This window comes from Methylobacterium sp. D54C (assembly GCF_053345595.1).
Map to the genome: position 1 here is coordinate 171,621 of NZ_JBKFAK010000004.1, position 25,007 is coordinate 196,627.

At 70.1% G+C, this 25,007-nt stretch carries 22 protein-coding genes, 1 tRNA gene and 1 riboswitch; of the genes, 10 read left to right on the forward strand and 13 right to left on the reverse strand.

Annotation, left to right across the window (positions count from 1 at the left end; translation table 11 throughout):
- Window positions 1-32 precede the first annotated feature (32 nt).
- Both ACLBYB_RS12115 and ACLBYB_RS12120 read right to left on the reverse strand, forming a co-directional pair.
- Window positions 33-2,219 (reverse strand): transglycosylase domain-containing protein, encoded by a 2,187-nt coding sequence (locus ACLBYB_RS12115; protein WP_447698909.1) that lies wholly within the window; start codon window positions 2,217-2,219, stop codon window positions 33-35.
- 253 nt (window positions 2,220-2,472) lie between these two features.
- Window positions 2,473-3,342, reverse strand: a complete 870-nt coding sequence (locus tag ACLBYB_RS12120; RefSeq protein ID WP_447698910.1) for a LysR family transcriptional regulator — start codon at window positions 3,340-3,342, stop codon at window positions 2,473-2,475.
- A gap of 96 nt (window positions 3,343-3,438) precedes the next feature.
- On the opposite strand from ACLBYB_RS12120, the gene ACLBYB_RS12125 reads away from it, so the two are divergent.
- A complete protein-coding gene (locus ACLBYB_RS12125) occupies window positions 3,439-3,657 on the forward strand; it encodes a hypothetical protein (RefSeq protein ID WP_447698911.1) in 219 nt (72 codons plus the stop codon).
- Window positions 3,658-3,661: 4 nt separating this feature from the next.
- Window positions 3,662-4,378 carry a YoaK family protein gene (locus tag ACLBYB_RS12130; RefSeq protein WP_447698912.1) on the forward strand — a complete coding sequence of 239 codons (717 nt, stop codon included), beginning with the start codon at window positions 3,662-3,664 and terminating at the stop codon, window positions 4,376-4,378.
- A 48-nt stretch (window positions 4,379-4,426) separates the two neighbouring features.
- Here ACLBYB_RS12130 and ACLBYB_RS12135 read toward each other — a convergent pair whose 3' ends face one another.
- Window positions 4,427-4,810 (reverse strand): hypothetical protein, encoded by a 384-nt coding sequence (locus tag ACLBYB_RS12135; RefSeq protein ID WP_026604872.1) that lies wholly within the window; start codon window positions 4,808-4,810, stop codon window positions 4,427-4,429.
- Between the two features lie 184 nt (window positions 4,811-4,994).
- Here ACLBYB_RS12135 and ACLBYB_RS12140 point away from each other — a divergent pair, with 184 nt between their 5' ends.
- Together ACLBYB_RS12140 and ACLBYB_RS12145 are read left to right on the forward strand one after the other, a co-directional pair.
- Entirely contained in the window at window positions 4,995-5,498 is a 504-nt protein-coding gene (locus tag ACLBYB_RS12140; RefSeq protein WP_091680853.1) for a hypothetical protein, read from the forward strand.
- Between the two features lie 100 nt (window positions 5,499-5,598).
- Window positions 5,599-5,844: a hypothetical protein gene (locus tag ACLBYB_RS12145; protein ID WP_020092823.1), complete on the forward strand. Its 246-nt coding sequence runs from the start codon at window positions 5,599-5,601 to the stop codon at window positions 5,842-5,844.
- Between the two features lie 6 nt (window positions 5,845-5,850).
- Here the strand turns inward: ACLBYB_RS12145 and ACLBYB_RS12150 are convergent, their stop codons facing one another.
- From ACLBYB_RS12150 to ACLBYB_RS12160, 3 genes are all read right to left on the reverse strand, one after another.
- The gene (locus ACLBYB_RS12150; protein ID WP_447698913.1) at window positions 5,851-6,921 is read right to left on the reverse strand and encodes an acyltransferase family protein; all 1,071 of its coding nucleotides are present in this window, start codon (window positions 6,919-6,921) and stop codon (window positions 5,851-5,853) included.
- A gap of 116 nt (window positions 6,922-7,037) precedes the next feature.
- Complete coding sequence (locus ACLBYB_RS12155; RefSeq protein ID WP_447698914.1) at window positions 7,038-7,412, reverse strand: restriction endonuclease; 375 nt, start codon at window positions 7,410-7,412, stop codon at window positions 7,038-7,040.
- A 15-nt stretch (window positions 7,413-7,427) separates the two neighbouring features.
- A complete protein-coding gene (locus ACLBYB_RS12160) occupies window positions 7,428-8,258 on the reverse strand; it encodes an alpha/beta hydrolase (RefSeq protein ID WP_447698915.1) in 831 nt (276 codons plus the stop codon).
- Window positions 8,259-8,371: 113 nt separating this feature from the next.
- Window positions 8,372-8,477: riboswitch (TPP riboswitch) on the forward strand.
- A gap of 71 nt (window positions 8,478-8,548) precedes the next feature.
- On the opposite strand from ACLBYB_RS12160, the gene thiC reads away from it, so the two are divergent.
- Window positions 8,549-10,435, forward strand: coding sequence for a phosphomethylpyrimidine synthase ThiC (thiC, locus tag ACLBYB_RS12165; RefSeq protein WP_091680898.1), 1,887 nt, complete (start codon window positions 8,549-8,551; stop codon window positions 10,433-10,435).
- A 22-nt stretch (window positions 10,436-10,457) separates the two neighbouring features.
- Here thiC and ACLBYB_RS12170 read toward each other — a convergent pair whose 3' ends face one another.
- Entirely contained in the window at window positions 10,458-10,976 is a 519-nt protein-coding gene (locus ACLBYB_RS12170) for a TY-Chap domain-containing protein (protein ID WP_447698916.1), read from the reverse strand.
- A 254-nt stretch (window positions 10,977-11,230) separates the two neighbouring features.
- Between ACLBYB_RS12170 and ACLBYB_RS12175 the strand changes: the two genes are divergently transcribed.
- Window positions 11,231-11,569, forward strand: a complete 339-nt coding sequence (locus tag ACLBYB_RS12175; RefSeq protein WP_020092829.1) for a flagellar protein FlaG — start codon at window positions 11,231-11,233, stop codon at window positions 11,567-11,569.
- A 10-nt stretch (window positions 11,570-11,579) separates the two neighbouring features.
- On the opposite strand, the gene ACLBYB_RS12180 is transcribed toward ACLBYB_RS12175, so the two are convergent.
- Together ACLBYB_RS12180 and ACLBYB_RS12185 are read right to left on the reverse strand one after the other, a co-directional pair.
- Window positions 11,580-12,404, reverse strand: a complete 825-nt coding sequence (locus ACLBYB_RS12180) for a class II glutamine amidotransferase (protein ID WP_447698917.1) — start codon at window positions 12,402-12,404, stop codon at window positions 11,580-11,582.
- Window positions 12,405-12,522: 118 nt separating this feature from the next.
- Entirely contained in the window at window positions 12,523-14,292 is a 1,770-nt protein-coding gene (locus ACLBYB_RS12185; protein ID WP_447698918.1) for an N-acetylglutaminylglutamine amidotransferase, read from the reverse strand.
- A 254-nt stretch (window positions 14,293-14,546) separates the two neighbouring features.
- Between ACLBYB_RS12185 and ACLBYB_RS12190 the strand changes: the two genes are divergently transcribed.
- A tRNA-Gly gene (locus ACLBYB_RS12190) sits at window positions 14,547-14,621 on the forward strand.
- 145 nt (window positions 14,622-14,766) lie between these two features.
- Here ACLBYB_RS12190 and ACLBYB_RS12195 read toward each other — a convergent pair.
- Window positions 14,767-15,513 (reverse strand): substrate-binding domain-containing protein, encoded by a 747-nt coding sequence (locus ACLBYB_RS12195; protein ID WP_447698919.1) that lies wholly within the window; start codon window positions 15,511-15,513, stop codon window positions 14,767-14,769.
- A gap of 409 nt (window positions 15,514-15,922) precedes the next feature.
- On the opposite strand from ACLBYB_RS12195, the gene ACLBYB_RS12200 reads away from it, so the two are divergent.
- From ACLBYB_RS12200 to ACLBYB_RS12210, 3 genes are read left to right on the forward strand one after another with little or no spacing between them, the layout of a single operon-like run.
- Window positions 15,923-16,270 carry an ArsR/SmtB family transcription factor gene (locus ACLBYB_RS12200; RefSeq protein ID WP_447698920.1) on the forward strand — a complete coding sequence of 116 codons (348 nt, stop codon included), beginning with the start codon at window positions 15,923-15,925 and terminating at the stop codon, window positions 16,268-16,270.
- 47 nt (window positions 16,271-16,317) lie between these two features.
- A complete protein-coding gene (locus tag ACLBYB_RS12205) occupies window positions 16,318-18,027 on the forward strand; it encodes an MFS transporter (RefSeq protein ID WP_447698921.1) in 1,710 nt (569 codons plus the stop codon).
- Window positions 18,028-18,042: 15 nt separating this feature from the next.
- Entirely contained in the window at window positions 18,043-19,236 is a 1,194-nt protein-coding gene (locus tag ACLBYB_RS12210; protein ID WP_447698922.1) for an SRPBCC domain-containing protein, read from the forward strand.
- A gap of 1,321 nt (window positions 19,237-20,557) precedes the next feature.
- Here the strand turns inward: ACLBYB_RS12210 and ACLBYB_RS12215 are convergent.
- From ACLBYB_RS12215 to ACLBYB_RS12225, 3 genes are all read right to left on the reverse strand, one after another.
- Window positions 20,558-21,142 (reverse strand): TetR/AcrR family transcriptional regulator, encoded by a 585-nt coding sequence (locus tag ACLBYB_RS12215; protein ID WP_447698923.1) that lies wholly within the window; start codon window positions 21,140-21,142, stop codon window positions 20,558-20,560.
- The gene (locus tag ACLBYB_RS12220; protein WP_020095776.1) at window positions 21,139-21,603 is read right to left on the reverse strand and encodes a nuclear transport factor 2 family protein; all 465 of its coding nucleotides are present in this window, start codon (window positions 21,601-21,603) and stop codon (window positions 21,139-21,141) included. The genes ACLBYB_RS12215 and ACLBYB_RS12220 overlap by 4 nt, the downstream gene beginning before the upstream one ends.
- Before the next feature lie 244 nt (window positions 21,604-21,847).
- On the reverse strand, window positions 21,848-24,991 hold the full coding sequence (locus tag ACLBYB_RS12225) for a multidrug efflux RND transporter permease subunit (protein WP_447698924.1): 3,144 nt from the start codon (window positions 24,989-24,991) through the stop codon (window positions 21,848-21,850).
- Window positions 24,992-25,007: the final 16 nt, after the last annotated feature.

The window sequence follows — 25,007 nt, forward strand, 5'->3', positions numbered from 1 at the left end:
CTGGTCCCGACGAACGCGGAGACCGCGGAGTGTCAGTCACCGATGCCGAACAGCTTCTCGATGAAGTTGCGGTCGTCCTTCGGGGCGCGCCGCGACGGCGCGGCCTGGCGCGGCGCCGGGGCCTCCGGCTCGCCGAGGATCTGGCCCAGGAGCCCGCCCGGGCCCGCCGGGGCGGCACTCGCCACCGAGGCGGTCGTTTCCGGCTGGCGGCGCCAGCGGTTGAGGCCCGGGAGCGGGACCGGCGTCTGCCCCTTCAGGGCCTGGGTCATATAGGTCTTCCAGATCTCCGCCGGCAGGTTGCCGCCGGTGACCTTCTTGGTGAGCTCGCCGTCGTCGTTGCCGAGCCAGACGCCGGTCACGAGGCTGCCCGAGAAGCCCATGAACCACGCGTCGCGGTAATCCTGGGTGGTGCCGCTCTTGCCCGCGAGGTCCCAGCCGGGGATGTCGGCCTTCTTGCCGGTGCCGCTGACGAAGGTCTCGTGCATCATGGCGTTCATCATGCCGTCGGCGTTGGCGTCGATGACCCGGCCCAGACCGTTGTCGGAGCGCTTGTAGAGGACCTTCCCGTCCTGGCTCTTCACGGCGGTGACCACGTAGGGGATCACGCCGATGCCGCCGTTGGCGAAGGCCCCGTAGGCGCCGACCATCTCCAGGAGCGTGACCTCGGACGTGCCGAGGGCGATAGAGCCGTTGGCCTGGAGCGGCGAGGTGATGCCGAGCCGCTGGGCGGTCTGGACCACGGTCTTCGGCCCGACCTCCTGGCCGAGGCGCACCGCGACGGTGTTGAGCGACTGGGCGAGCGCTGTCCGCAGGGTGACGGGACCCTCGTAGCGGTGGGAGTAGTTCTCCGGCGCCCAGTTGCCGATCCGGATCGGCGCGTCCTCCCGGACCGTGTCGGGCGTGGCGCCGTGCTCCACGGCCGCGAGGTAAACGAAGGGCTTGAACGAGGAGCCGGGCTGACGCTTGGCGGTCGTGGCCCGGTTGAACTGGCTCTGCGCGTAGTCGCGGCCGCCGATCAGGGCGCGGATGGCGCCGTCCGGCCGCATCGAGACCAGCGCCCCCTGGCTGACGTTGTAGCGCGTGCCCTTGGCGTTGAGCTCGTCGGTGAGCGCCTTCTCGGCGGCCGCCTGGAGGCTCGGATCGACCGTGGTCTGGACTGTGATGTCGGTGTCGAACTTGCCGACGTAATCGTCGAGCACGTCCATCACGAGGTCGGCGACGTAGTTGGCCGACCCGCCGCCGCGGGCGTTGGCGGGCCTCGCCGGCTGGGCGAGTGCCACCTTGACGTCCTGCCCCGACGCGAAGCCCAGCTCCTGCATGGCGGCGAGCACCTGCGCGGCGCGGGCCTGGGCGGCCGGGAGGTTGCGGTTCGGGGCAAGGCGCGAGGGCGCCTGCACGAGGCCGCCGAGCATCGCGGCCTGCGCGAGGCTCACCTCCTTGGCGGGCTTGCCGAAATAGCGCTGCGCCGCCGCCTCGACACCGTAGGCGCCGGCGCCGAAATAGACGCGGTTCAGGTAGAGTTCGAGGATCTCGTCCTTCGTGTACTTGTGCTCGAGCCAGAGCGCGAGGATCGCCTCCTGGATCTTGCGCGAGGCCGAGCGCTCCGGGGTCAGGAACAGGTTCTTGGCGAGCTGCTGGGTGAGGGTCGAGCCGCCCTGCGCCACACCGCGCCGGGTCAGGTTCTGGCCGATGGCCCGCATGATGCCGACCGGGTCGACGCCGAAATGCTGGTAGAAGCGCCGATCCTCGATCGCCACGAAGGCGCGCGGCAGGTAGGGCGGCAGCTCCTTGATCGACACGACGCGGCCGCCGGTCTCGCCGCGGTTGGCGAGCAGGGAGCCGTCGCTCGCCAGGATCGCGATGTTGGGCGGACGCTTCGGCACCGCGAGCTGGTCGATCGGCGGCAGCTGCGAGGCGTGGTAAGCGATGAGCCCCGCGAGCCCGATCACCCCCCAGAGGCCGAGGACGACGCAGCCGTAGACGATGCGGCCGAGCCAGGAACGCCGGCGTCGGCCGCGACCCGAGGCCTTCGCCCGCCCCGTTGTCCGCGCCGGCGCCTTGTTCGGCTGCCGCGCTCCGCCGCCCGATCGCTTCGCCACGCCGTCTCCTGCCCCGGGGCGGTCCTCACGGGTCAGGCGCAGGTCGAGTTCGCCGCGATCCCGCGCGCGCCCTTCGGGCACGTCGAAGTTCGGCTCAATCCTGCCCCGACCCTTGGCCATGCATCCCGTTCTCGAATGTTCCGCCGCGATGCGCGACCGTCAGGCACGCCGCAGGACGGTTTCCGCACGCCAAATGCGGCGGTTTCGCGCCCCGTCCGGCAACGACACCGGGGCCGGCACCGCCGGCGATCCTTGTCGAAACCGTTTGTGACCGCTTCGCGGTACGGTGCGGAAAAAGGCTGGCCAATCCGTTAAGGACCGCGCCGGACGGTCGGGATCGAGCCCGGCCACCGCGTGCCGGGAGGACGCCGCCCTAGCGCGCGGCGCCCTGAAGCTCGCCGGTGCTCGCCAGGATCGTCTCCTGCAGCGCGGTCGCCGCCGCGTGGTGGCGACCCGGGCCGAGCACGACGAACTCGACCGCGCCGAGCGGCGGCAGGCCGGCCGCCTCGGAGATCGCGGCGAGGCCCGGCGGCAGGATCTTGGCCGAGTGCGGCGCGATGCCCAGGCCCGCCTCGACGGCGGCCCGCAGCCCCATCAGGCTTCCGCTGGTGCAGGCCACCCGCCAGGACCGGCCCACCGCCTCGAGGGCGTCGAGCGCCAAGGTGCGGGTCATCAACGGTGGCGGGTAGAGCACAAGGGGCAAGGGCTTGGCTCGATCCGGCACGAGGCCGGGCCGGCCCGTCCAGATCAGATCCTCCGCCCAGGCCAAGGTCCCGCGCGGGTCGCCGCGCCGCCGCTTGCAGAAGATCACGTCGAGCTCGCCCGCATCGTAGCCCTGGTAGAGGGCGCGGCTCAGCCCGACCGTGATCTGCAGATCGACCGCGTCGTGCCGATCGGCGAAGCGGGCCAGGACCTGTGCCAGGGTCGACAGGGTGTAGTCCTCGGAGACGCCGAGCCGGATACGGCCGCGCAGGCCTTCCGGCGAGAAGAAGGCGCGCAGCCGATCCTGCGCGTCCACCACGTCGCGGGCGAAGCCGATCATGGCCTGACCGTCCGGCGTGGGCGCGACCCGGTGGGTGTCCCGCGTCAGGAGCGCGCGACCGAGCGCCTGCTCGAGCCGGGCGATGTGCCCGCTCACCGTGGATTGCCGCAGACCGAGAGCCTGCGCCGCGGCGGTGAAGCTGCGGCTCTCGATGACGGCCAGGAACGAGCGCAGGAGCTCGATGTTCGGGTTGCCTATCATGAGTCACGATAACCGATATCGGTAACCTGCGGGCGCCGCGCAGCGTTAGGGTTCGGGACAACCCCGTCCCAGAGCCGCGCCGCGAAGCCTTGCCCGATGACCGCACCCGTTATCGTGACCACGCTGTTCGTCGGCGGCCTCATGGCGATCCCGACGCTCGGGAAATGGGCGACGCAGGTCACAGAGGTGCTCGCCTCCCTGCTGGCGATCGCCACCGTGCTGGTCGCGATCCTGTATCTCTGCGATCGCTGGCCCGACTACTTCGCCAATCCGCGGATGCCGGTCGGCCTGACGGCGACGCCCTTCGCCGACTGAGACGATGACCCGTCCCGCGCGAGCTCGGAGACCGGGGACCGGTCCCTTCGCCGGCGCCGCCCTGGCATTCGTCGCCGGCTTCGTCGACGCGGCGGCCTTCATCGCCCTGACCGGACTCTTCACCGCTCACGTCACCGGCAACTTCGTCCTGATCGGCGCCGAGTTAGTGGCGAGCTCCAGCGGCGTGGTTGCCAAGCTCCTGGCGCTGCCCGTCTTCGTCGGAGCGGTGGCGGGAGCTCGAATCCTGGCCCTGGCGCTGGAGCGGCGGGCTTTCGACCCCCTGCCCTGCCTCCTCGCCGTCGAGGTGACCCTGCTCGCGGGATTCGGGTTGTGTGGCACCGTCTGGTCGCCCCTCGGCGGAGCGGACAGTGCCGCTTCCATCGCCGTCGGCATGCTCGCGGTCGCGGCCATGGGGTTACAGAACGCCATCGGCCGCCTGTCTCTCGGCCATCTCGCCCCCACGACGGTCATGACGGTGAGCGTCAGCCAGGCCGTCATCGACGCGACCGACCTCGTCCTGGGACGCGGCCCACAGCGCGATCAGACCCGGGAGAGGTTCCTGCGCGTGCTCCTGGCGATCGCGGCCTTCGCCGCGGGCGCGCTGTTCGGCGCCTTCGGGATCGCCCATCTCGCCTTCGGCAGCATCGTCCTGCCGCTCGGCGTTCTGACGGCCCTGATCGTCCTGGCCGCGGCGCCAGGAGACGCCGGCGCCGGGCCGTGAGGAGCCGCGCCGCGCGGCGCTCGGGCGGCGCTCGGGCGGCGACCGCCATCACCGCTCGGCCGGCGGTTCGGGCGATGGCTTACCCAGCACCCGTCGCGCCTCGGCGAGCAGCACGGGATGGCGGGCCGCCTGCGGACCGGAATCCGGCGTCTCGCGGCCGAGCCGGGCGATGCGCGCCCCGAACAGGCGCCGGCGCAGACCGAACCGGCGGACGCTCATCAGCAGCGCCTGAAGCACGAGGCGGACGGCCTCGGTCCGCTCGCGCTCCTCCACGATCGCCGCCGCGAGAGCGGCCTCGCGCCGGAGCGCGGCCTCGAGCTCCTCCCGGACGGCGGCGCGGGCCGCCTCGTCCTTGCGCGCCGCGTCGAGCTGGATCCGGCATTCTTGGAGCGCGCTGAGCAGCAGAAGCTCCTGCGCGGACGCATCCCTCATCAAGGCCTCCCGGGGCGCCGTCTCCCGTCCGACGACGGGGCGTTCCGCCCGATCACCGTCGCGCCGGCCGCGGACCGGCCCGCGCGCATCCTGGTGCGACGCCATAGCGAGCGCGGCCGCTGGCCGGAAGCCGCCGACCGGATTATTCGGCACCCGCACCGCAAACCACGGGGGAATCGGGGACGTGCAGATTCGGATCGCTCTGGCCTTCGGGGCCATCACGCTGGGAGGCGGCGCGCTGGCACCCGCCCCGGCCCAGGCCTACCAGCTCGACACGGTGAACCTGGTCGGCTGCGCGCAGGAGGGCGGCGTCTGCCGGATGCCCTATCCCACCAACGTCTATTACGGCGTGCCCGGCCGGACGAACGGCCGGCCGTTCCCGCAGGGCGGCGTCGTGCCCTGCAACACCCAGACCTTCGGCGATCCGGCGCCGGGCCAGGCGAAGAGCTGCTGGTACGCCCCGCGGATCAACGCGGGCGGCGGTGGGGGCTACGGCGGCGGAGGCTACGGCGGTGGCGGCGGGGGTGCCTACGGCGGCGGGGGCGGCTACCGAAATGACGGCTACGACGACCGGCGCGACGCCTACCGCGACCGCCGCGACTACGACCGCCCGCCGCCGCGCCGCTCCTACGACGACGATTACGGGCCGGGGCCACGCCGCTACCGGGGTGATCCCGACGAGTACTGATCTCGGTCGAGCAGGGCAGGCACGGGAACGTATTTGCCCTGTTAACCGCGATCCGGCATCGTCCGGCTCCGCGGAGCCACGAGACGGGACGGAGGAGCTGATGACGGAGAATCGCCGCGGCACCTTCCGGAAGAACGCCTTCACGTTCGGCGCCGTGCTGCTCGACGGCGGCGAGGTGAGCTGCCTGGTCTGGGACGCCACCGACGTCGGCGCGCAGATCGAGGTCGAGGACGATCAGGCCGTGCCGGACCGCTTCGCGCTTCGTGTCAGCACGGGCACCGAACCGCGCCCGGCCACCGTGGCGTGGCGGCGCAGCCGGCGGATCGGTATCGCCTTCGACGGCTGAGGTCCCTCAGGTCGCCTGCAGGGCCGGGCTCGGCTTAGGCCCGGACCCGGCCAGCCGGAACAGGCGCGGCCGGACGAACAGCAGGTCGAGCGCCGTCCCGCGGACCAGCCGCTCCAGCACCAGCGGCAGGATCACCGCCGTCGCCATGACGGTCAGGCTCGCGAGGCCGATATCGGTGATCGCGCCGGTGCGCACGAGGATCTCCCGCGTCGCCGCCATCGGCAGCGAGAAGGCCAGGTAGATCACGATCGAGCGCTGGCCGCAGGTCCGGACCGCCTCGGCGGCCGGACCGCCGGCGCGGCCGATGAGAGCCGCCGCCACCACGATCGCGAGGGCTCCGGCCCCGCCGAGGGCGAGGCTCACCAGCGGCAGGCTGGCGAGGGTCGGATGATCCGGCAGGCCCGACGGGGTCAGCGCGAGCCAGCCTTCCAGGACCGCCCAGGCCGCCAAACCGCAGAGTGCGAGTGGGACGCGGCGGCGCGCCGCGTCGGCGAGCGCGAAGATCCGCCCGGCGAAGAGGTAGCCCGCGACGAAGTAGACGTAGCGGGCGCAGAACTCCTCGATCAGGGTCGACTCGCTGCGGATGTCGGCGATCTGCAGCAGGGCGGCGCCGGCGAGGAGCACGCCGCCGGGCACGCGGCGCAGGGCCTTGGTGACCACCGAGAACACCGCGAGCAGGTAAATGAACCAGAGGCTGGAATAGGGCTCGATCAGCGCGTGGGCGAGATGCGCCGCGAAGGCCGCGGGGCCGGCATCGCCGACGATCTTGCCGTACTTGGCGACCGACTGGATCACCAGCCAGAGCAGGTAGAAATAGGCGAAGTGGACCACCCGGCGGTCGGAGAACAGGCGCCAGTCGCGGTCGATCACCCGTCCCACGAACAGGCCGGAGAGCAGGAAGAAGTCCGGGATCCGGAACGGCTTCGCGAAGGCGACGACCGGGTGGAGGAAGCCCTCGCCGCCCATGGCCTCGCCGGTGCCGATGACCGAATGCATCATGACGACCAGGAGGATGCAGATCCCCTTGGCGATATCGACCCAGGCGAGCCGATCCCCCGTATCACCCACCCCGGCCATCGTCCCAACCCTCGCGATCGGGGCGATCCTGGACCGGTTCGGGTTGACGGCAAGGAACGGGGCGGCGGCCACCTGCGGATGTGACGAACGCCCGGTAAACGCCGGCCGGGCAGGTGTCAGATCTTGCGGCGCGCCGACTTCCGCTCGCGGGTCATGCGCGTGGCGGCGTGGAAATCGTCGGGCTTGCCGCGGACCCAGACGAGGAAGCGCGCGATCTCCGGATCGGCGCGCAAGGCCTCGACGTCGGCGAGGCGCTTGGCGATCTCCGCCTCGCTGTAGCGGGCGTGGATCGCCGAGTGGCAGATCTGGTGCAGCCGGACCGTGCCGCGATGGGTCCCGCCCTTCAGCTTCGGCGTGAGGTGATGGAGGCTGGAGCGGGCGTGGCGCGGGATCGGGCGCTCGCAGAGGGGGCAGACCGGGTCCGGCGGGCCCGGGACGCCCGGCGCGTCCGGATCCTCGGCGCTCCAGCGCTGCGAGCGCCGTCCGACCACGCGAGCCTCCCTCTCCTACCCCTGCTGATCCACCGGTTGCGGGCAGGCCGGACCGACGCTCTGTCCGAACAGCGCCTCGGCCTCGCGATCCCGGCTCCCCAGGATGGAGACGTGGTCCCCGGGGATCACGTCGATCCGCGCCCGCTGGCCGGCCGCCTCGGCGAGGTTCCGCGCCAGCTTGGCCGGCACCACCGTGTCGTCGCGGCCCTGCACGATCAGCACGGGCGCCGACCCGTCGCGGATGCGCAGATCCGAGCGGTACGTGTCGCGCAGGAGCCAGATCGGGGCTAGCGGGACATGCAGCCGCACGGTGTGGGTCATCGAGTCGAACGGCGCCTCCAGGTACAGGCCGATCGTCGGCACCCGTTCGGCGACGGCCACGGCCACGGCGGCCCCGAGGGAGTGTCCGTGGAGGAGGATCGGCGCGTCGGGCGCCCGCGCCCGCGCGGCCTCGACGGCCGCCAGCCCGTCGCGGATCAGCCCGTCCTCGCTGGGGCTGCCGGTGGAGCCGGGATAGCCGCGATAGGCCACAGTGAGCACGCCCCAGCCGCGCGCCCGCCAGGGCTCCGCGGCGAAGCGGGCCGCGTGCGGCTCGGGGCGGGACCCGTTGCCGTGGAAGCTCACGACGACGCCGCAGCCCGGCCGCGGAGGCCGCCACAGGCCGTGCAGGGTCTCGCCGTCGGGGGTCGCGACCGTGATCGTCGCGAGGCCCGGCGGGATCGTCCACGGGTTCTGCGGCCCGAAGGCGCCCGGATAGAGGAACCGGCGCTGCCCGAGCGCGAGCGCGGCGCAGGCCAGCCCGCAGAGGAGGAGCGCGGCGAGCAGGAGGCCGGCGATGAGGCGCATTGCGGTGCGATTGAGTACCGGAGGACGCGTGCGTTCGGACGAACGGTTTCGGGGATGTGTTTTCTAGGGCGGCCGGTCAGCATTGACAAAGCGGCCCGCGGGCCCGAGTCTGGAACCGTTCCGAGGGGGGCCCTGAAGAGGGCTGAGATTGGGCACGCTGCCCTGACCCTTGAACCTGATCCGGCTCATACCGGCGGAGGGACGGGAACCTGCGGTCGCATCTCGCGCGACCTCATCTCATCTCGGCCATCGCGTGGACCGGACCGCTCCAGCACGAGGAGAGGCCCACGATGAACGCACCCGTTCTCCCGAAGGACGTGAAAGGCAGCCCCGAGACCGTGACCACGGGTCCGGTCACTGGATCGCGCAAGGCGTACGCGAACCCGGCCGGGCGGCCGGACATCCGCGTTCCCTATCGCGAGATCGTCCTCTCCGATCCGAAGGAGGAGCCGGTGCGGGTCTACGACCCGTCGGGCCCCTACACCGAGACCGATGCCCGCATCGACCTCAACGCCGGCCTTCCCGGCGTGCGCGAGCCCTGGGTCGCGGCCCGCGGTTACGCGGCCGTCGCGCCGCGCGCGGTGAAGCCCGAGGATAACGGATTCGCGGGCGATAAGCTCGTGGCCCCCTGCCCCGCCGAGCGGACCATCCGCAAGGCGGCCCCGGGCCAGATGGTGACCCAGTACGAGTTCGCCCGCGCGGGGATCATCACCGAGGAGATGATCTACGTCGCCCATCGCGAGAACGTCTGCCGCGAGGCCATGCTCGCGGGCGCCGAGGCCGCGCTCGCGGACGGCCAGAGCTTCGGGGCCTCGGTCCCGCCCTTCATCACCCCGGAATTCGTGCGCGATGAGATCGCCCGCGGCCGGGCGATCATCCCGGCCAACATCAACCACACCGAGCTGGAGCCGATGGCGATCGGCCGGAACTTCCTGGTCAAGATCAACGCCAACATCGGCAACTCCGCCGTGACCTCCTCGGCCGCCGACGAGGTCGAGAAGCTCGTCTGGTCGATCCGCTGGGGCGCCGACACGGTCATGGACCTGTCCACCGGCCGCAACATCCACAACATCCGCTCGTGGATCATCCGCAACAGCCCGGTCCCGATCGGCACAGTGCCGATCTACCAGGCGCTGGAGAAGGTCGGCGGCGACCCGCTCAAGCTCGACTGGGAGGTCTTCAAGGACACGCTGATCGAGCAGGCCGAGCAGGGCATCGACTACTTCACGATCCATGCCGGCGTGCGGCTCGCCCACGTGCCGCTGACCGCCCGGCGCGTCACCGGCATCGTCTCCCGCGGAGGCTCGATCATGGCGCGCTGGTGCCTGGCCGGGCACCGGGAATCGTTCCTCTACGAGCGGTTCGACGAGATCTGCGACATCATGCGGGCCTACGACGTCTCGTTCTCCCTGGGCGACGGCCTGCGCCCGGGCTCAATCGCCGACGCCAACGACGCCGCGCAGTTCGGCGAGCTGGAGACGCTCGGCGAGCTGACCAAGGTCGCCTGGGACAAGGGCTGCCAGGTGATGATCGAAGGCCCCGGCCACGTGCCGATGCACAAGATCAAGGTCAACATGGAGAAGCAGCTGAAGGAGTGCGGCGAGGCGCCGTTCTACACCCTCGGCCCGCTGACCACCGACATCGCCCCGGGCTACGATCACATCACCTCGGGCATCGGCGCCGCCATGATCGGCTGGTTCGGCACCGCGATGCTCTGCTACGTCACCCCGAAGGAGCATCTCGGCCTGCCGGACCGAGACGACGTGAAGACCGGCGTCATCACCTACAAGATCGCCGCCCACGCCGCCGACCTCGCCAAGGGGCATCCCGCCGCGCAGCTCCGGGACGACGCGCTCAGCCGCGCCCGGTTCGACTTCCGCTGGGAGGATCAGTTCAACCTGGGCCTCGATCCGGATACCGCCCGGCGCTTCCACGACGAGACCCTGCCGAAGGACGCCCACAAGGTCGCGCATTTCTGCTCGATGTGCGGGCCGAAATTCTGCTCGATGAAGATCACGCAGGACCTGCGCGCCGAGGTGCTGGCGATGGAGGAGGCCGGCGAAGTCGTGGGCGCGGCGCCCGCGATGTCGAAGGCCGAGGCCGAGGCCGGCATGCGGGCGAAGTCGCAGGAGTTCCTGGCCGAGGGCGGCAAGCTCTACGTCGACGCCGCCGAGTGAGATGGCGGCGCGCCCGGTCCGCTCAGGATTCGGGCGCGCCGCAGCCCCGCCCCGGCGTTCCGCCGTGCGGGTCCTCGATATCGAGAATGTCGCCCGGGCGGGCGCCGTAGGCATCGTGCAGCGCCGCGAGCATCAGATCCGCGGCGATGCCCGTGTCGGGCGGCGATCCCAGCTCCACCAGGCGCGAGAAGTTCTCCGCCGGGTCCGCCTGGACGTATCCGAGCGCCGCCAGCGCCTGCCGTGCCGTCGCATCCAGCCGCAGGCGCCTTCGGCCGGATGGCCCGTAGGCGCCCGACGCGGCCTCGCAGAACATCCGCGTATCCCGATCCTGAAAGATGCACTGGACGTAGCGCTGCGCCTGTCCGTGCGGCGCGACGACGATGAAGCGGTCGCGCGAGACGTCGACCGGCCCGCGCCTGTGGATGGCGTCGAGACGCTCCACGACGGCGCAGCGGTGCTCGCGGATGAACGGCGCGCGCGTCCCCGGATCGCCAGCGGCGGCCGGCGCGGCGAGCGCCGGACTCGTCGCCAAGACGAGCATCGCCGAGATCCTGTACATTGCGTACTCCACGCTGCGCGGGGCGGGCCGCGGCCCGGTCGCGGGAAGACGAACCGGCTGGGCACCGAGTCGACCCAGGAGAAAATTCAGCACGGATTTGTGTCGCCCCGGTAACGCGATGTTCATCGCATCTCCGATCCCGCCGCATCATCCGGTGGACCGGCGGTCGCCATTAAGGAACGATTAGGCAGGACCGCGCCTCAATCCTTCGATCACAGGATCGCAGGAGACCGGCGATGGAGATCCGAACGCTGACATCCACGACGCCGGGGCCGCAGGGCCTCGACGCGCTCGGAGCGACGGCCGCCGCCGCCGTGACCCAGCAGGCGCCCGAGCCCGAGACCTCCGCCAAGCCGCTCGAGCCCGCGGTGAAGCTCGACATCGGCACGAACGGCGGCAAGGCGCGCTACATCCAGGATCCGGACACCAGCTCGATCGTGTTCCAGGTGGTCGATCCGTCGTCCGGCAACGTGATCGACCAGCTCCCGAGCGAGACCGCCCTGCGCAATCGCGCCTACGATTCCGCCCGCAGCACGCAGGGTTCGCAGAGCGGCAGCCTCTCCCGCGTCGCCTGAGCGGAGTCGCTCAGGCGCGCAGCCGGCGGACCGAGTCATCGACCGGCGGCGCGGTCAGGCCGAACTGCGCCAGCGACAGGATCTCCACCGGCGCGTCCCGCCGCGCGACGAGCACGCTGTTCTCGGCGACCGTCGTCCAAGTGCCGTGGTCCCGGTCGAGCGGCTCCGAGGCGACGACCACGCCGCCCTCCGAAGCGCGGTAGTAGAGCGAGTTCGCCTTGTCGTTCGCGGCGTAGCGGAACGCGTAGAGATCGCGCCCGTCGGCCAGCGCCGCGGTGAACCGGAACGGATGCGGCCCGGCGAGATCCGTGAGGCGCGCGAGCGCGCGCGCCGTCGCCTCGACAGGATCGCGGCGCGGCCCCGGTCCCATCAGGCCGCAGCCCAGCAGCCCGAGGAAGATCGCCTCGGAATCGGTGGTCCCCGCGCGCGACGGGTACAGCTCGTCCGGGATCAGCGCCTCGACCGGGCGCCGCAGGCGGCTCCAGTCGCCGATATAGCCGTTGTGCATGAACAGCCACGGACCGCAGGCGAAGGGATGGCAGTTCGGCCGGGTGATCGGCGTGCCGGTCGCGGCGCGCACGTGCGCGAAGAACAGGTGCGAGTGCAGGTGCCGGCACAGGTAGCGCAGGTTGTCGTCCGACCAGGCGGGCTGGACCTCGCGGTACCGGCCGGGCTCCGGGTGATCGCCGTACCAGCCGAGCCCGAACCCGTCGCCGTTGGTCGCCGCGGTCGATTCGAGCGCCGCGATGCTCTGCGAGACGAGGCTGTGGGACGGCTCGGTGACGTAGTGCTCCAGCGGGATGGTGCGTCCCGCATAGGCGATCCAGCGGCACATCGACGGGCTTCTCCGGGTGTCTGTCGACCGGCTGATCCGGGACGATCGTGGACAAAGCGCGGCACCTTGAGCGCGCGGTCGATCACGATCCGTCGCGAAAGGCGTGCCGCGGCCCGTCTCAGACGCCGTGCGTCTGGAGCCAGCTCTCCATGAGGGCCACCTGCCAGAGCTTCGAGTTGCCCTTGGGCGTCAGCGTGCCGTCGGGATCGGCGAGCAGATGATCGACGTAGGCGCGGTTGAAGATGCCACGCGCGCGCGCCTCGGGCCGGTCCAGCACGTCGCGGACGTAGTCGAGGAACGGGCCGCGGATGTGCTTCAGCGCCGGAACGGGGAAATACCCCTTCTCGCGGTCGATCACCTCGGCCGGGACGATCGTCCGCGCGGCCTCCTTGAGGATGTACTTGCCGCCGTCCCGGACCTTGAGCTCCGCCGGGATGCGGGCCGCCAGCTCGACGAGGTCGTGGTCGAGGAACGGCACCCGCGCCTCGAGGCCGCAGGCCATCGTCATGTTGTCGACCCGCTTGACCGGATCGTCGACCATCATGACCTCCTGGTCGAGTTGCAGAGTCTTGTCGATGGCGCTGTCGCTCCGCGAGTTCGCGAAGAAGGTCGCGATGTAGTCGGTGCTGTGATCGCCGCCGACCATGTCGGGCGTCAGGGCCTCCCGCATCTCGGCATGGTCGCGGTCGAAATACGCTTTCGCGTAGTCGGCGACCGGGTCCGTCGAGCCCATCAGCTTCGGATACCAGTGATAGCCGCCGAACACTTCGTCGGCGCCTTGCCCGCTCTGGATCACCGTCACGTGCCTGGCGACCTCCTGCGAGAGCAGGAGGAAGGCCACCGCGTCGTGGCTCATCTGCGGCTCCGACATCGCCGCGATGGCCGCGGGCAGCGCCTCCAGCGTCCGGGTGCCGTCGACCGCGAGCTTCGTGTGGTCGGTGGCGAAGGTCTCGGCGATGATGTCCGAGTACTTGAACTCGTCGCCTTCGACGCCGTTGACCGCGTCGAAGCCCACCGAGAAGGTCTTGAGGCCGCGCTGGCCACCGCGCGCCAGCAGGGCCACCAGCAGCGAGCTGTCCAGGCCGCCCGAGAGGAGAACCCCCGTCGGGACGTCGGCGACCTGCCGGCGCTCGACCGCGGTGCCGAGGGCGTCGAGGACGGCCTCGCGCCAGTCCGCCTCGGTCCGGCCACGGTCGGCCGCGCGGGGGCCGATCGCCAGGGTCCAGTAGGTCGACGCGTGCCGCGTCCCGTCCCGCTCGATCATCAGGATCGTCGCCGGTGGCAGCTTGCGCACGCCCTTGAGGATGGTGAGCGGGGCCGGGACGCCCGCGTGCCAGCTCATGTAGTGGTGGAGCGCGACCGGATCGACCGCGGTATCGACGTCTCCGGCGGCGAGCAGGGCCGGGAGCGACGAGGCGAAGCGGAAGCGGCCCTTCGTCTCGCTGTAATAGAGCGGCTTCACGCCGAGCCGGTCGCGCGCCAGCACGACTCGCCCGGAATCCCGCTCCAGGATCGCGAAGGCGAACATGCCGGCGAAGCGCTCGACGCAGGCAGGTCCCCAGGCGTGGAAGGCCTTGAGCACCACTTCGGTGTCGCTCGTCGAGAAGAACGCGTAGCCCTTCGCCTCGAGTTCGGCGCGCAGCGCGCGGAAATTGTAGATGCAGCCGTTGAACACGATCGCGAGCCCGAGGGCGGGATCGATCATGGGCTGCTGCCCGGCCTCGGACAGGTCGATGATCTTGAGCCTGCGATGGCCGAAAACGACCCGGCCGGAACCGAAGAGCCCCGCTGCGTCGGGCCCGCGCGGCCGCAGAGATCCCATCATCGCGTCGACGGCGGCGGGGTCCGCCGGCCGGTCGAAGCAGATCTCGCCGCAGATTCCGCACATGGTGTCAGCAGGGTCTCGGTCCGGCGCCACGCGCGCTCCTTCGAGCGAAACGGCTCGCGCGCCGCGGCGTTCCGCCGACCCGGCCGGGACGCCGCGCCGGGCTCACGCGGGGTCGCCCGGGGATCACGACCGGGAGATGCCGGACCCGTTTGACGCCGTCGCCGTGGAACTGCTAGATCATGGCCGTACATGAGCGCACGGCGCCGTTCGGAGTTCGCGCTCCGCGACAGACCGTATCCGTGCCGACCATGTCGGCGGGCGTAGTTCAGTGGTAGAACGTCAGCTTCCCAAGCTGAATGTCGTCGGTTCGATCCCGATCGCCCGCTCCAGCTAACCTTCCGGGCACTTCGCGCGCATTACCGCCCTGAACGGCCGCCGTGTTCCGCGCCGTGACCCGGACCTCTCGAAAACCGACCGCGCTCGCTCGATCGACCCTGCACGAACGCTGAACTCGCACCGCCTCGTGGGGGCCGATCACTGGGCAGGCGATCCGCGACGTGACCGCAGCGGCTCCATCCCGACTTGTCTCATCGCGGCTTCGGCCTTGTCGGACTGTAGGAACCCGATCAGCCGTTCCGCCAGATCCGGGGTCTTGGCCGCCGCCACCGTGGCTGCGCTGAACGTCTGGACGAGTTGGACCGCGTCGGGAAGAACACCGACCGGCTCGATGCCAGGAATGTTGACGAGTTCGCTGATGGGCCCCAACGCGAGATCGGCCTCGCCGGCCGCTAGCGCGGCGGCCGAGTCGGTTCCTCGTGGGTAGACCTTCAAGCGAACGTTGTCGGCGACGCCGAGCGCGGGAAGGATCTCCCTCTGGATGAAGAGGCCACTGGTGCTGCCCGGCATCACGACGAGGCGGGCATCCAGCAAGGTCCGGGTGAGAGCCGCGACTGAATTGACATCGAACTTCGGCGCGCCCGTCTGAACGGCAGCCGCGAGGGGCGCGGTCGCAAGCTCGGCAATCGAGCCCTCGGCGATCAGCCTCGCGTCGACGAGTTCATGCAGCCCTTCGTTGGACAGGATGACCACGTCGACCTCGGCACCGTGGTCAAGCTGGTAGCGGATCGTCTTCGGGCCACGTCCTTGCGACGCGCCCGACCGGGTCTCGATCTTGATGCCTGTTTCCTGCTCGAAGCTCGGGATCGCCATGCGATAGGCGAGCTCGAAGCCTCCGGAGATCAGAACGGTGACCGTCGGTCCGCTATCACGTGTCGATGTCATGGCCCGGGCGTCGTGAAGCACGAGGCGGTACGACCGCCATCTGCATCCTCCGTAGCGGTCAACGGATCTGCTCGCCACCCCGACCAGGACCGATGCGCAGCCGCTGCGGGGCCGATCTCGATGACGGGGACAGGTGGTCTGCGCGGCCCGGTTCGGCTCGCGAGTCGCGCGGCGCTCCGGTGGAACGGCGACCCGGACCGACGTTCGCGATGCCACAACCTCCGAAGGTCGAGGGGACCGATCACGAGACCGCTCACCGCCGCGCTTCCCGTCCAGACGCGTCACGCGCCTGTGGCGTCCGAGAAGGCGCGCGGATCGACGCCTGGAGGCCTGGGCCCCACCGGCGGCGCCCGCGGCCCATCCGAGAGAACGTCTTGACATAAAACCAATTGGTTTTTCATAATACCGTATGGTTTACTTATCCGACGCGACGCTGGACGCCCTGTTCCACGCCCTCGCCGATCCGACGCGTCGGGCGATCGTGCGGATGCTGGCCGACAAACCGCTCAAGCTCGCCGAGCTCGCGCCGGCCTTTCCGATGTCGAGCGTCGCCGTCTCGAAGCATGTGAAGACCCTGGAGGCCGCCGGGCTCGTGACGCGGCAGGTGCGCGGGCGCTCGCATCTCTGCCGCCTCGAGCCGATGGCCCTGATGGAGGCTCACCGGTGGCTCCAGGCCTACGAAGTCTTCTGGACCGCGCGTCTCGATGCCCTGGAGGACCTGCTCGTGGAGATGAAGCGGGAGGCGGGACCGCCCTGAGCCCGCATCCCGCCCGCCGACGACTCGAAGATTTGGGGAGGACCATCATGGCTCAGGACATCGCCGTCCCTCGTCCCTCCGCGCGCGCCGGACAGGCGCCCCGCGCGATCGCGCCGGGGCGCGTCCCGGAGGAGCGGACCCGCATCCGGCGGGTGATCCTGGCCTCGTCGCTCGGTGCGGTGTTCGAGGCCTACGATCTCGTCCTGTTCGGGCCGATGGCCGCCATCATCGCCCGGCAGTTCTTCTCGGGCCTCGACGAGGCCTACGCCTATATCTTCACCCTGCTCTCCGCGGCCGTGACCTTCCTCGCCCGGCCCTTCGGCGGTTTGATCTTCGGCCCCTTGGGGGACCGCGTCGGCCGAAAATACGCCTTCCTCCTGACCATCGTGATCATGGGCGGCGCGACGGTGGCCATCGGGCTGCTGCCGACCTACGCGGCCATCGGCGTCGCCTCGCCGGCGCTGCTCGTGAGCCTGCGCATCGTGCAGGGCCTCGCCTTCGGGGGCGAGTTCGGCGGTGCCGTGACCTACATCGCCGAGCACGCCTCCGCGGACCGGCGCGGCTTGGCGACGAGCGCGGTGGGCATCACCATGGCCTGCGGCCTCGTTCTGGCGATCCTCGTCGTGATCGCCTGCGAGTCCGTGCTGGGCAAGGCCGCCTTCGAGGCTTGGGGCTGGCGGATCCCCTTCCTGCTCTCGGCCGTGCTGATGCTGGTCTCGGTCTACATGCGGCTGAAGCTGCAGGAATCCCCGGTCTTCCTGCGGATGCGCCGGGGCGGGGGCGGCTCGCGCCGGCCGGTCCGCGAGGCCCTCGGGCGATGGGCGAACCTGCGGATCCTGCTCCTCGTCCTGTTCGGTCTCGTCGCCGGGCAATCGGTGGCCAGCGCGACGGGGTCCTACCCGATCTACCTGCTGATGCTGAACCTGAAGATCGATCCGTTCCTGCTGCACTACACGATCCTCGGCTCCAGCCTCGCCCTCGTCGCCTGCATGGTCGCGGCGGGCTGGCTCTCGGACCGGATCGGCCGCAAGCCGGTCATGCTCGCGGGCTTCCTCGGTGTGGCGCTGCTGGCATGGCCGGTCTACGCCGGCGTGACGCGCTTCGCCCATCCCGACCTCGCGGCGGCCGTCGCGGCCAAGCCCGTCGTGGTCGCTGCCGATCCGGCCGGGTGCAGCCGCCAGTTCGACCCGTTCGGCATCGCCCGGTTCGAGAGCCCCTGCGACCTCGCCCGGCGGGCGGTGGCCAAGCTCGGCATCCCCTATGCGACGCGCGATCTGCCGGTCGGCGGCCCGGTGCGGATCGAGATCGGCGAGGCGAGTCTCGCCTCCTTCGACGGGACCGGGCTCGACAAGGCGACGCTCGCGGCACGGACAGCCGAGTTCGGCAAGGCCCTGTCGAGCGCCGTCGCGGCCGCGGGCTACCCGGCCAGGGCCGATCCGGCCAAGACGAATCTGCCGGCGCTGATCGCCCTCCTCAGCCTCCTCAACGTGTTCGTGGCCCTGGCCTCGGCCCCGCTCGCCGCCTGGATGATCGAGCTGTTTCCGACGCGCATCCGAACCACGGCGCTGTCCGTGCCCTACGCCGTCGGCGGCTGGTTCGGCGGATTCTTGCCGGCCATCGCCTTCTCGGCCTTCACGGCGACAGGGAACATCTATGCCGGCCTCTGGTACGCGCTGACCGTCCTCGCCGTCGCCTTCCTCGTCGCGGCGCTGTGCCTGCCCGAGACGCGGGGCCGTGCCCTCGACGCCATCGCCTGACGGATCGCCCACGCCATGTCCGACACCGCGCCCGACAAAGCGCCCGACAAAGCGCCCGACGCCGCGTCCGGCCCCCCGCGGATCGCCATCGCCCTGGTCCGGCAGCTCGATGCCGCCGCGGCCCTGGTGTTCGAGGCCTGCACCGACCCGCGCCGCCTCGCCCGCTGGCTCACGCCGGGGGCCGGCGAGGTCCGCGACGCGAGCTGCGACCTGCGGGTCGGCGGCCGCTTCAGCCTCGAAGGCTGCAATCCGGACGGGCGCGCCTACGCGGTGTCCGGCGAGTACCTGGAGATCGTGCCGCCGCGGCGCCTCGCGATGACGTGGCACTACGCCGGCGACGGACCGCTCGCCGGTCCGCCCTCGCGCGTCGAGATCGACCTGCGCCCCCTCGGGGTCGACGTGACCGAGCTGACGCTCACTCATACGCAGCTCGACCGCCAGGAGACCGCCGACCGGTACAGGGCGGCCTGGGCGATCTGCCTGGAACGCCTACGCTGGAGCACCACTGCAAAACCAGACGAGGCCGTGTTCGCGCCGCCTCTGGGCGCGATCAGCAACCTCTACGGTCCCCGTCACCGGGTTTTCCAAGAGGAGTTCGAGACGGGCGACCTCGCGAACCGGCTGCGCAGCCTGTCGGTCACGAGCGAACTCACGGCGACCCAGCAGGCCTTCATCGCTCGGCAGGACCTGGTCTTCATCACGTCCGTCGACCATCGGGGATTTCCGACCTGCTCGTACAAGGGCGGTGCGCGGGCCTTCGTGCGCGTGACGGGCCCGCGCGTCATCGAGCTGCCGAGCTACGACGGCAACGGCATGTACCTCACGGCCGGGAATCTCGCGGCCAACCCGAAGCTCGGCCTGCTGTTCATCGACTTCGAGACGCCGCACCGCCTGCGCCTCCACGGCACGGCGCGGATCGCCCGCGACGCGAGGGACCTGGAACGTCATCCTGGCGCCGAGCTGGTGCTCAAGATCGATATCGCCGAGGTGTTCGTGAACTGCCCGCGCTACATCCACCGGTACCGTCGGGAGGCTACGTCAGGCTTCGTGCCGGGGCGGGCACGAGCGGGCGAGGTCCCGGCCTGGAAGAGGATCGATCTGTTCGCGGATGTCCTGCCCGACCGCGATCGGCGAGCGATCGACACGCGCGACACCGGGACTATGACCGTGGCCGATTACCGCCTGCTGTTGGAGCGTGGGGAAACCTGACCCTGCACGGCCGCGGCCCGCTGTCAGGCTGGAACTTCTCGACCGTCTGCGACGGGTCGCCAGTCCATCCTCTCGATCGGTTCCCTCCGGAGCCGGCTCGTCAGCCCTGGCCCATCGATGACCCCATCGACCCGCAGGATGCGCGATCTGCTGGATCGGCCTCCGATAAGGCGTGAAGCGCCTACGGTCTTCCCAGGTCCCCGGTTCGCGGCCTCGTCACTGGCGGCGCTCCGAGAGAGCCACCGCCCGTCACGCCACGACCCTGGTCTCAACTGCACGGCAGCGGCGACGGGCGAAAGATCCGAACCTCACCACGCCTGCTCGAGGACGAAGCGTCCGTGATCCTGCTCGCCCCGGGATGGCATCTGATCGTGCCGACGATCATCGATGCTGACGATCACGGTCCCCCGGCCATCTTTGCCAATCCAGAGCTTCCCCGAGGGGCCTCGGAAGCCCGCATAACCGTTCGCACAAGACACGGTCCCTGCGCTCTCCGTACACAGCTGGGCTACGGCGGCCGGTCCCGCCGCGAACAGCGCGGGGGCGAAGGCGACGGCGGACCCCGCAGAGAGCAACACGGAGGCGAGGCCAATGGCGGATGTGACGCGCATAGCCGCAGATTATGCAGCCTGTGGTTGAGTCTCAAGACAACTACGCAACCTGACCCCGGAGCTTCCCAGGACATCGAACGGCTTGGTAAATATCGGTCGGCTGTCGAGTCGATCGAGGGACCGGCACCCGGCGGCCGCGATCGCTGTACCACGCCGGATTTCCCGAGACAGTGTGGTTCAGCTTGCGAGCCGCGACACGGCTCGGTGCGGCCTGGACGTCGGCCCGATCGAGCCGGGCAGATGGCGACCGCGGCCATCCCCGAGATTACGGAAGATCGGGGCGCCTGCGGAATGAAGTCGTCCGCTCCGATGCCCCTGCAGCTCGCAAACGGAACGGCAGAGATTCACCCGTCGGAGACGCTCGTGCGGGCGGTCTGCGGCGGCCGATGCTGGCGGAAGCCGTGATCGGCTCGGAAGGCCGGCTGCCGGAAGAGAGGACGGACGCCTCGCGACCCAACCCGGCCATTCCGGCCTGTTCAGCGGCATCCCCGAACCGGACATTCGGATGCAAGCAGCCGTGTCACCATCTCATATGCCCAGTCCGGTGCACGACGAGAAATGCGGACCTGAGCGCGGTGGAGACGGATCGTCGCCGGGCACACTTGACCGGGCAAACAATTCGTCGCGAACGTCAAATGTTACAAACTGCAACTGATCGTTGAATGTGTACTTGTCATAGTATATCACCGCAAATGATCAGACTTTTATCACTATGCGCTAGAATTGGCGATGGCATCGATCAAGACATAACGCTGTCGATGAACCACCCGGAGAAAGACGGCATCGTCCTTTAAGGCTCGCGCCAGCACGATCGCGCCCTGTATCCCGGAAACCGCCTCCTCAGCGAGTTGCGAGGCTTGCGGTTCGTGAACGCCGCCGGCTCTCAGGCACCGGGCCAGAGCCGATATCCAGCGCGCGAAGTAGCTCCTTATCCGCTTCGCGAAAACGGCTCCGGAGGCATTCAGGCCAATGCAGCCGACGAGACAGACTCTCCTGCCGGATCGGAAGTATTCCGTCACATCCTCGATCATGGACGTGACGGCCGCTGTCGGATCGCGCGCATGCTCCAGCGTCGAGAAGATGACCTTCTCGAACCAAGCGTCTATGTCGGCGAGAACCGCCTCCATCATCTCTTCCTTCCCGCCGGGAAAGAAGTTGTAGAGGCTGCCCTTGCCGAGGCCGGTCGCCTTCGACAGCACCGACAGGCTCGCGCCCTCGAACCCGTGCTCGCGGAACGCTTCCGCGAGTGCCGGCACGGCACCGGCCCGTTCGGTGAGGACGCGCTTCGTGCTCAAAGGCCCAGGTCACTCAGCGAGGGGTGATCGTCGGGTCTGCGCCCGAGCGGCCAACGGAACTTCCGTTCCGCCTCGGTGATCGGCATCTCGTTGATGCTGGCATGACGGTGCGCCATCAATCCGTCTTCGGCGAACTCCCAGTTCTCATTGCCGTAGGCGCGGAACCAGTGCCCGCCGTCGTCGCGATACTCGTAGGCATAGCGCACCGCGATACGGTTGCCGGTGAAGGCCCACAACTGCTTGATCAGTCTGTATTCGTGCTCCTTGTTCCACTTCCGAGTGAGGAAAGCTTGCGCCTCCTCGCGGTTGGTCGCGAACTCGACGCGGTTCCGCCAGCGCGTGTCGGGCGTATAGGCCTGCGCGACCTTGGCAGCGTCGCGCGTGTTCCAGCCATCCTCGGCGAGACGCACCTTCTGGATCGCGGATTCCTCGGTGAACGGGGGAAGCGGGGGTCGGGACATCGGGATCACCTCTCAGAGCCATGTTGTACCGTTCGGTACAACATGGGCGCCGATAGATCAAGCGCCCTGAAAGCCCTCCGGCTCTCGGTCGGGAAATCTGCAAGCGGCGAAGGGCATCTTTTCCGGAGTGCCGTTCCCGAAGCGGACCCGCGGAAACCCACCCGACCCCGTCGTTCTCCTGCGGCTGCGCGGCTCGCGTCAGCGGAGGGATGTCCCGCCGCGCCCCTGGCAAGGATGAGCACCCTCAGGGCACCGGGATGCCGCGCCGGACGGGACTGGCCTCCGGCTGGCCGGCCGCCGCGGAACCGAAGACCCGCGCGATCAGGACGTAGAAGAGCGGCGTGACGAAGACGGCGAGCACCGTCGCGGTGACCATGCCGCCGAGAACGCCCGTGCCGATGGCCCGCTGGCTGTTCATGCTGGCCCCCGTCGCGACGGCGAGCGGCACGACGCCGAGGATGAAGGCGAACGAGGTCATGACGATGGGCCGGAAGCGCAGCTCGCATGCCTCCAGCGCCGCCTCCCGGACGGGCACGCCCCTGGCCACGAAGTCCTTGGCCACCTCGATGATCAGGATGGCGTTCTTCGCGGTCAGGCCGATCACCGTGATCAGGCCGACCTTAAAGTAGACGTCGTTCGGCATGTCCCGCATCAGCATCGCGAAGACCGCGCCGACCACGCCGGTCGGCACCACGAGCAGCACGGCGAGCGGGATCGACCAGCTCTCGTAGAGCGCGGCCAGGCAGAGGAAGACGCAGAACAGCGCCAGCGCCAGCAGATAGACTGCCTGGGAGCCCGACAGCTTCTCCTGCAGCGATTGCCCGGTCCAGGCGAAGTCGAAGCCCGGCGGCAACTGCCCCACCAGCCGCTCCATCTCGGCCATGGCGTCGCCGCTGGCGTAGCCGGGGGCGGCGCTGCCGGAGATCTTGATGCTCGGGTAGCCGTTGAAGCCCACGACCTGCGACGGGCCCATCGTCCATTGCACCCGGGCGAAGGACTGGAACGGCACCATCTGCCCCTTGGCGTTGCGGACGTTGAGGTCGAGCAGATCCTCCGCCTTCATGCGCCGGGCCGCCTCGGCCTGGACGATCACCCGCTGCATCCGCGCCTGGTTCGGGAAGTCGTTGACGTAGGCCGAGCCGAGGCTCGTAGAGAGGGCGTCGTTGATGTCGGCGAAGGTGACACCCAGCGCGCTGGCCTTCTGCCGGTCGAGGACGAGCTCGATCTGCGGCGCGGTCGGCAGGCCCTCGACGTAGACGCCCTGCAGGATCGGGCTCTGGGACGCCGCCTTGATGAGCTGGTCGCGCGCGGCCGCCAGCGCCGCGTGGCCCTGCTGCGCCTTGTCCTGGAGGCGGAAGGCGAAGCCGCTCGAATTGCCGAGCGAGTCGATGGCCGGCGGCGAGAGCGACATGGCGATGGCGTCGGGCAGGCCGCCGAGGGCGGCGTTGGCGCGGGCCGTGATGGCGTCGGCACTGTCCTGCGGCCCGCGCTCGCCCCAGGGCTTCAGCCCGACGAAGTTGATGGCCGCGTTCTGCCCCTGGCCCGAGAAGCCGAACCCGAGGAGCAGCGTCTGGCTGTCGATGCCGGGCTCCTTGGCGAAGTGCTCCTCGATGCGCTTGGCCACGTCGAGCGTGCGGCCGGTGGCAGATTCCGGCGGGGTCTGCGCGTCGACGATGACGTAGCCCTGGTCCTCGATGGGCAGGAAGCTCGACGGCATGCGCCAGTAGCCCCAGCCGAGCGCGGCCACGAGGAGGCCGTACACCAGGAGCGCCCGAACGGGCCGGCGCAGCAGGCCCGCCACGCCGGACCGGTAGGACCCCGTGCCGGCGTGGAAGCGGCGGTTGAACCAGCCGAAGAAGCCGACCTTTGCATGATGGTGGCCCTTCTCGACCGGCTTCAGCAGCGTGGCGCAGAGCGCGGGCGTCAGCGAGAGGGCCAGGAAGGCCGAGAAGGCGATCGAGGTCGCCATGCTGACGGCGAACTGCCGGTAGATCACCCCGACCGAGCCGGGGAAGAAGGCGAGCGGCACGAACACCGCGACCAGCACCGAGGTGATGCCGACGATGGCGCCGGTGATCTGGCCCATCGCCTTGGCGGTGGCCTCCCTCGGCGGGAGCCCCTCCTCGCCCATGATGCGCTCGACGTTCTCGACCACCACGATGGCGTCGTCGACCAGGATGCCGATGGCCAGCACCATGCCGAACATGGTCAGCACGTTGATCGAGAAGCCGGCGAGCAGCAGCGCGCCGCAGGTGCCGAGCAGCGCCACCGGCACCACGATGGTCGGGATGAGGGTGTAGCGGACGTTCTGCAGGAACAGGAACATCACCGCGAAGACGAGGGCCATCGCCTCGGCGAGCGTCATCAGCACCTTCCGGATCGACACCTCGACGAAGGGCGTGGTGTCGTAGGGCACCGTCACCCGGATGTTGGCGGGCAGCGTGCGCTGGAGCTGGGCGAGCTTCGCCTTGACGCCGCCGGCGGCCGCGAGCGCGTTCGCGCCCGGGGCGAGCTGGATGCCGATGCCGGCGGCCGGGCGCCCGTCGAGGCGGGTCTGCATCGTGTAGGACTGGCCGCCGAGCTCGACCTCGGCCACGTCGCGCAGGCGCACGAGCGACCCGTCGGGGTTGGCGCGCAGCACGATCTCCGCGAACTCGGCGGGCGTGGTCAGCTGCCCTTTCACAAGCACGTTCGCGGCGATGCGCTGGCCCTCGGCCGCGGGCTGCGCGCCGACGGTCCCTGAAGCGACCTGCGCGTTCTGCGCACCCACCGCGGCCGTGACGTCGCCCGGCGTCATCCCGAACCCGACGAGCTTGACCGGGTCGATCCAGATGCGCAGCGCCTTCTCGGACGAGAACAGGGTGGCCCGGCCGACGCCCGGCACCCGTCGCAACTCGCCGAGGAGGCGGCGGGCGGCGATGTCGCCGAGGTCGGTCTCGCTCAAGGAGCCGTCCTTCGAGGAGACGGTGACGAACTGCAGGAAGCTGGTGCTGGCCTCCTCGACGATGACGCCCTGCTGCGTGACCGCCCGGGGCAGGCGCGCCTCGATGCGCTTGATCCGGTTCTGCACCGCCACCGTCGCCTTCGACGGGTCCGAGCCCGGCGCGAAGGACGCCATGATCTGCGCCATGCCGGACGTGTCGCTGGTGCTCTCGAAGTACATCAGCCCGGGGATGCCGTTCAGCTCCTCCTCGATGATGCGCGTGACCCCGTCGTAGAGCCGCTCGGGCGGAGAACCGGGATAGGTCGCGCTCACCTGGATCGTGACGGGCGCCACGTCCGGGTATTGCGAGACCGGCAGGAACGCGAGGGAGATCGCCCCCACCAGCACGATGAAGATGGAGATCGCCCAGGCGAAGATCGGGCGCGCGATGAAGAAGCGGGTCATGGTGCGGTCCCGGCGC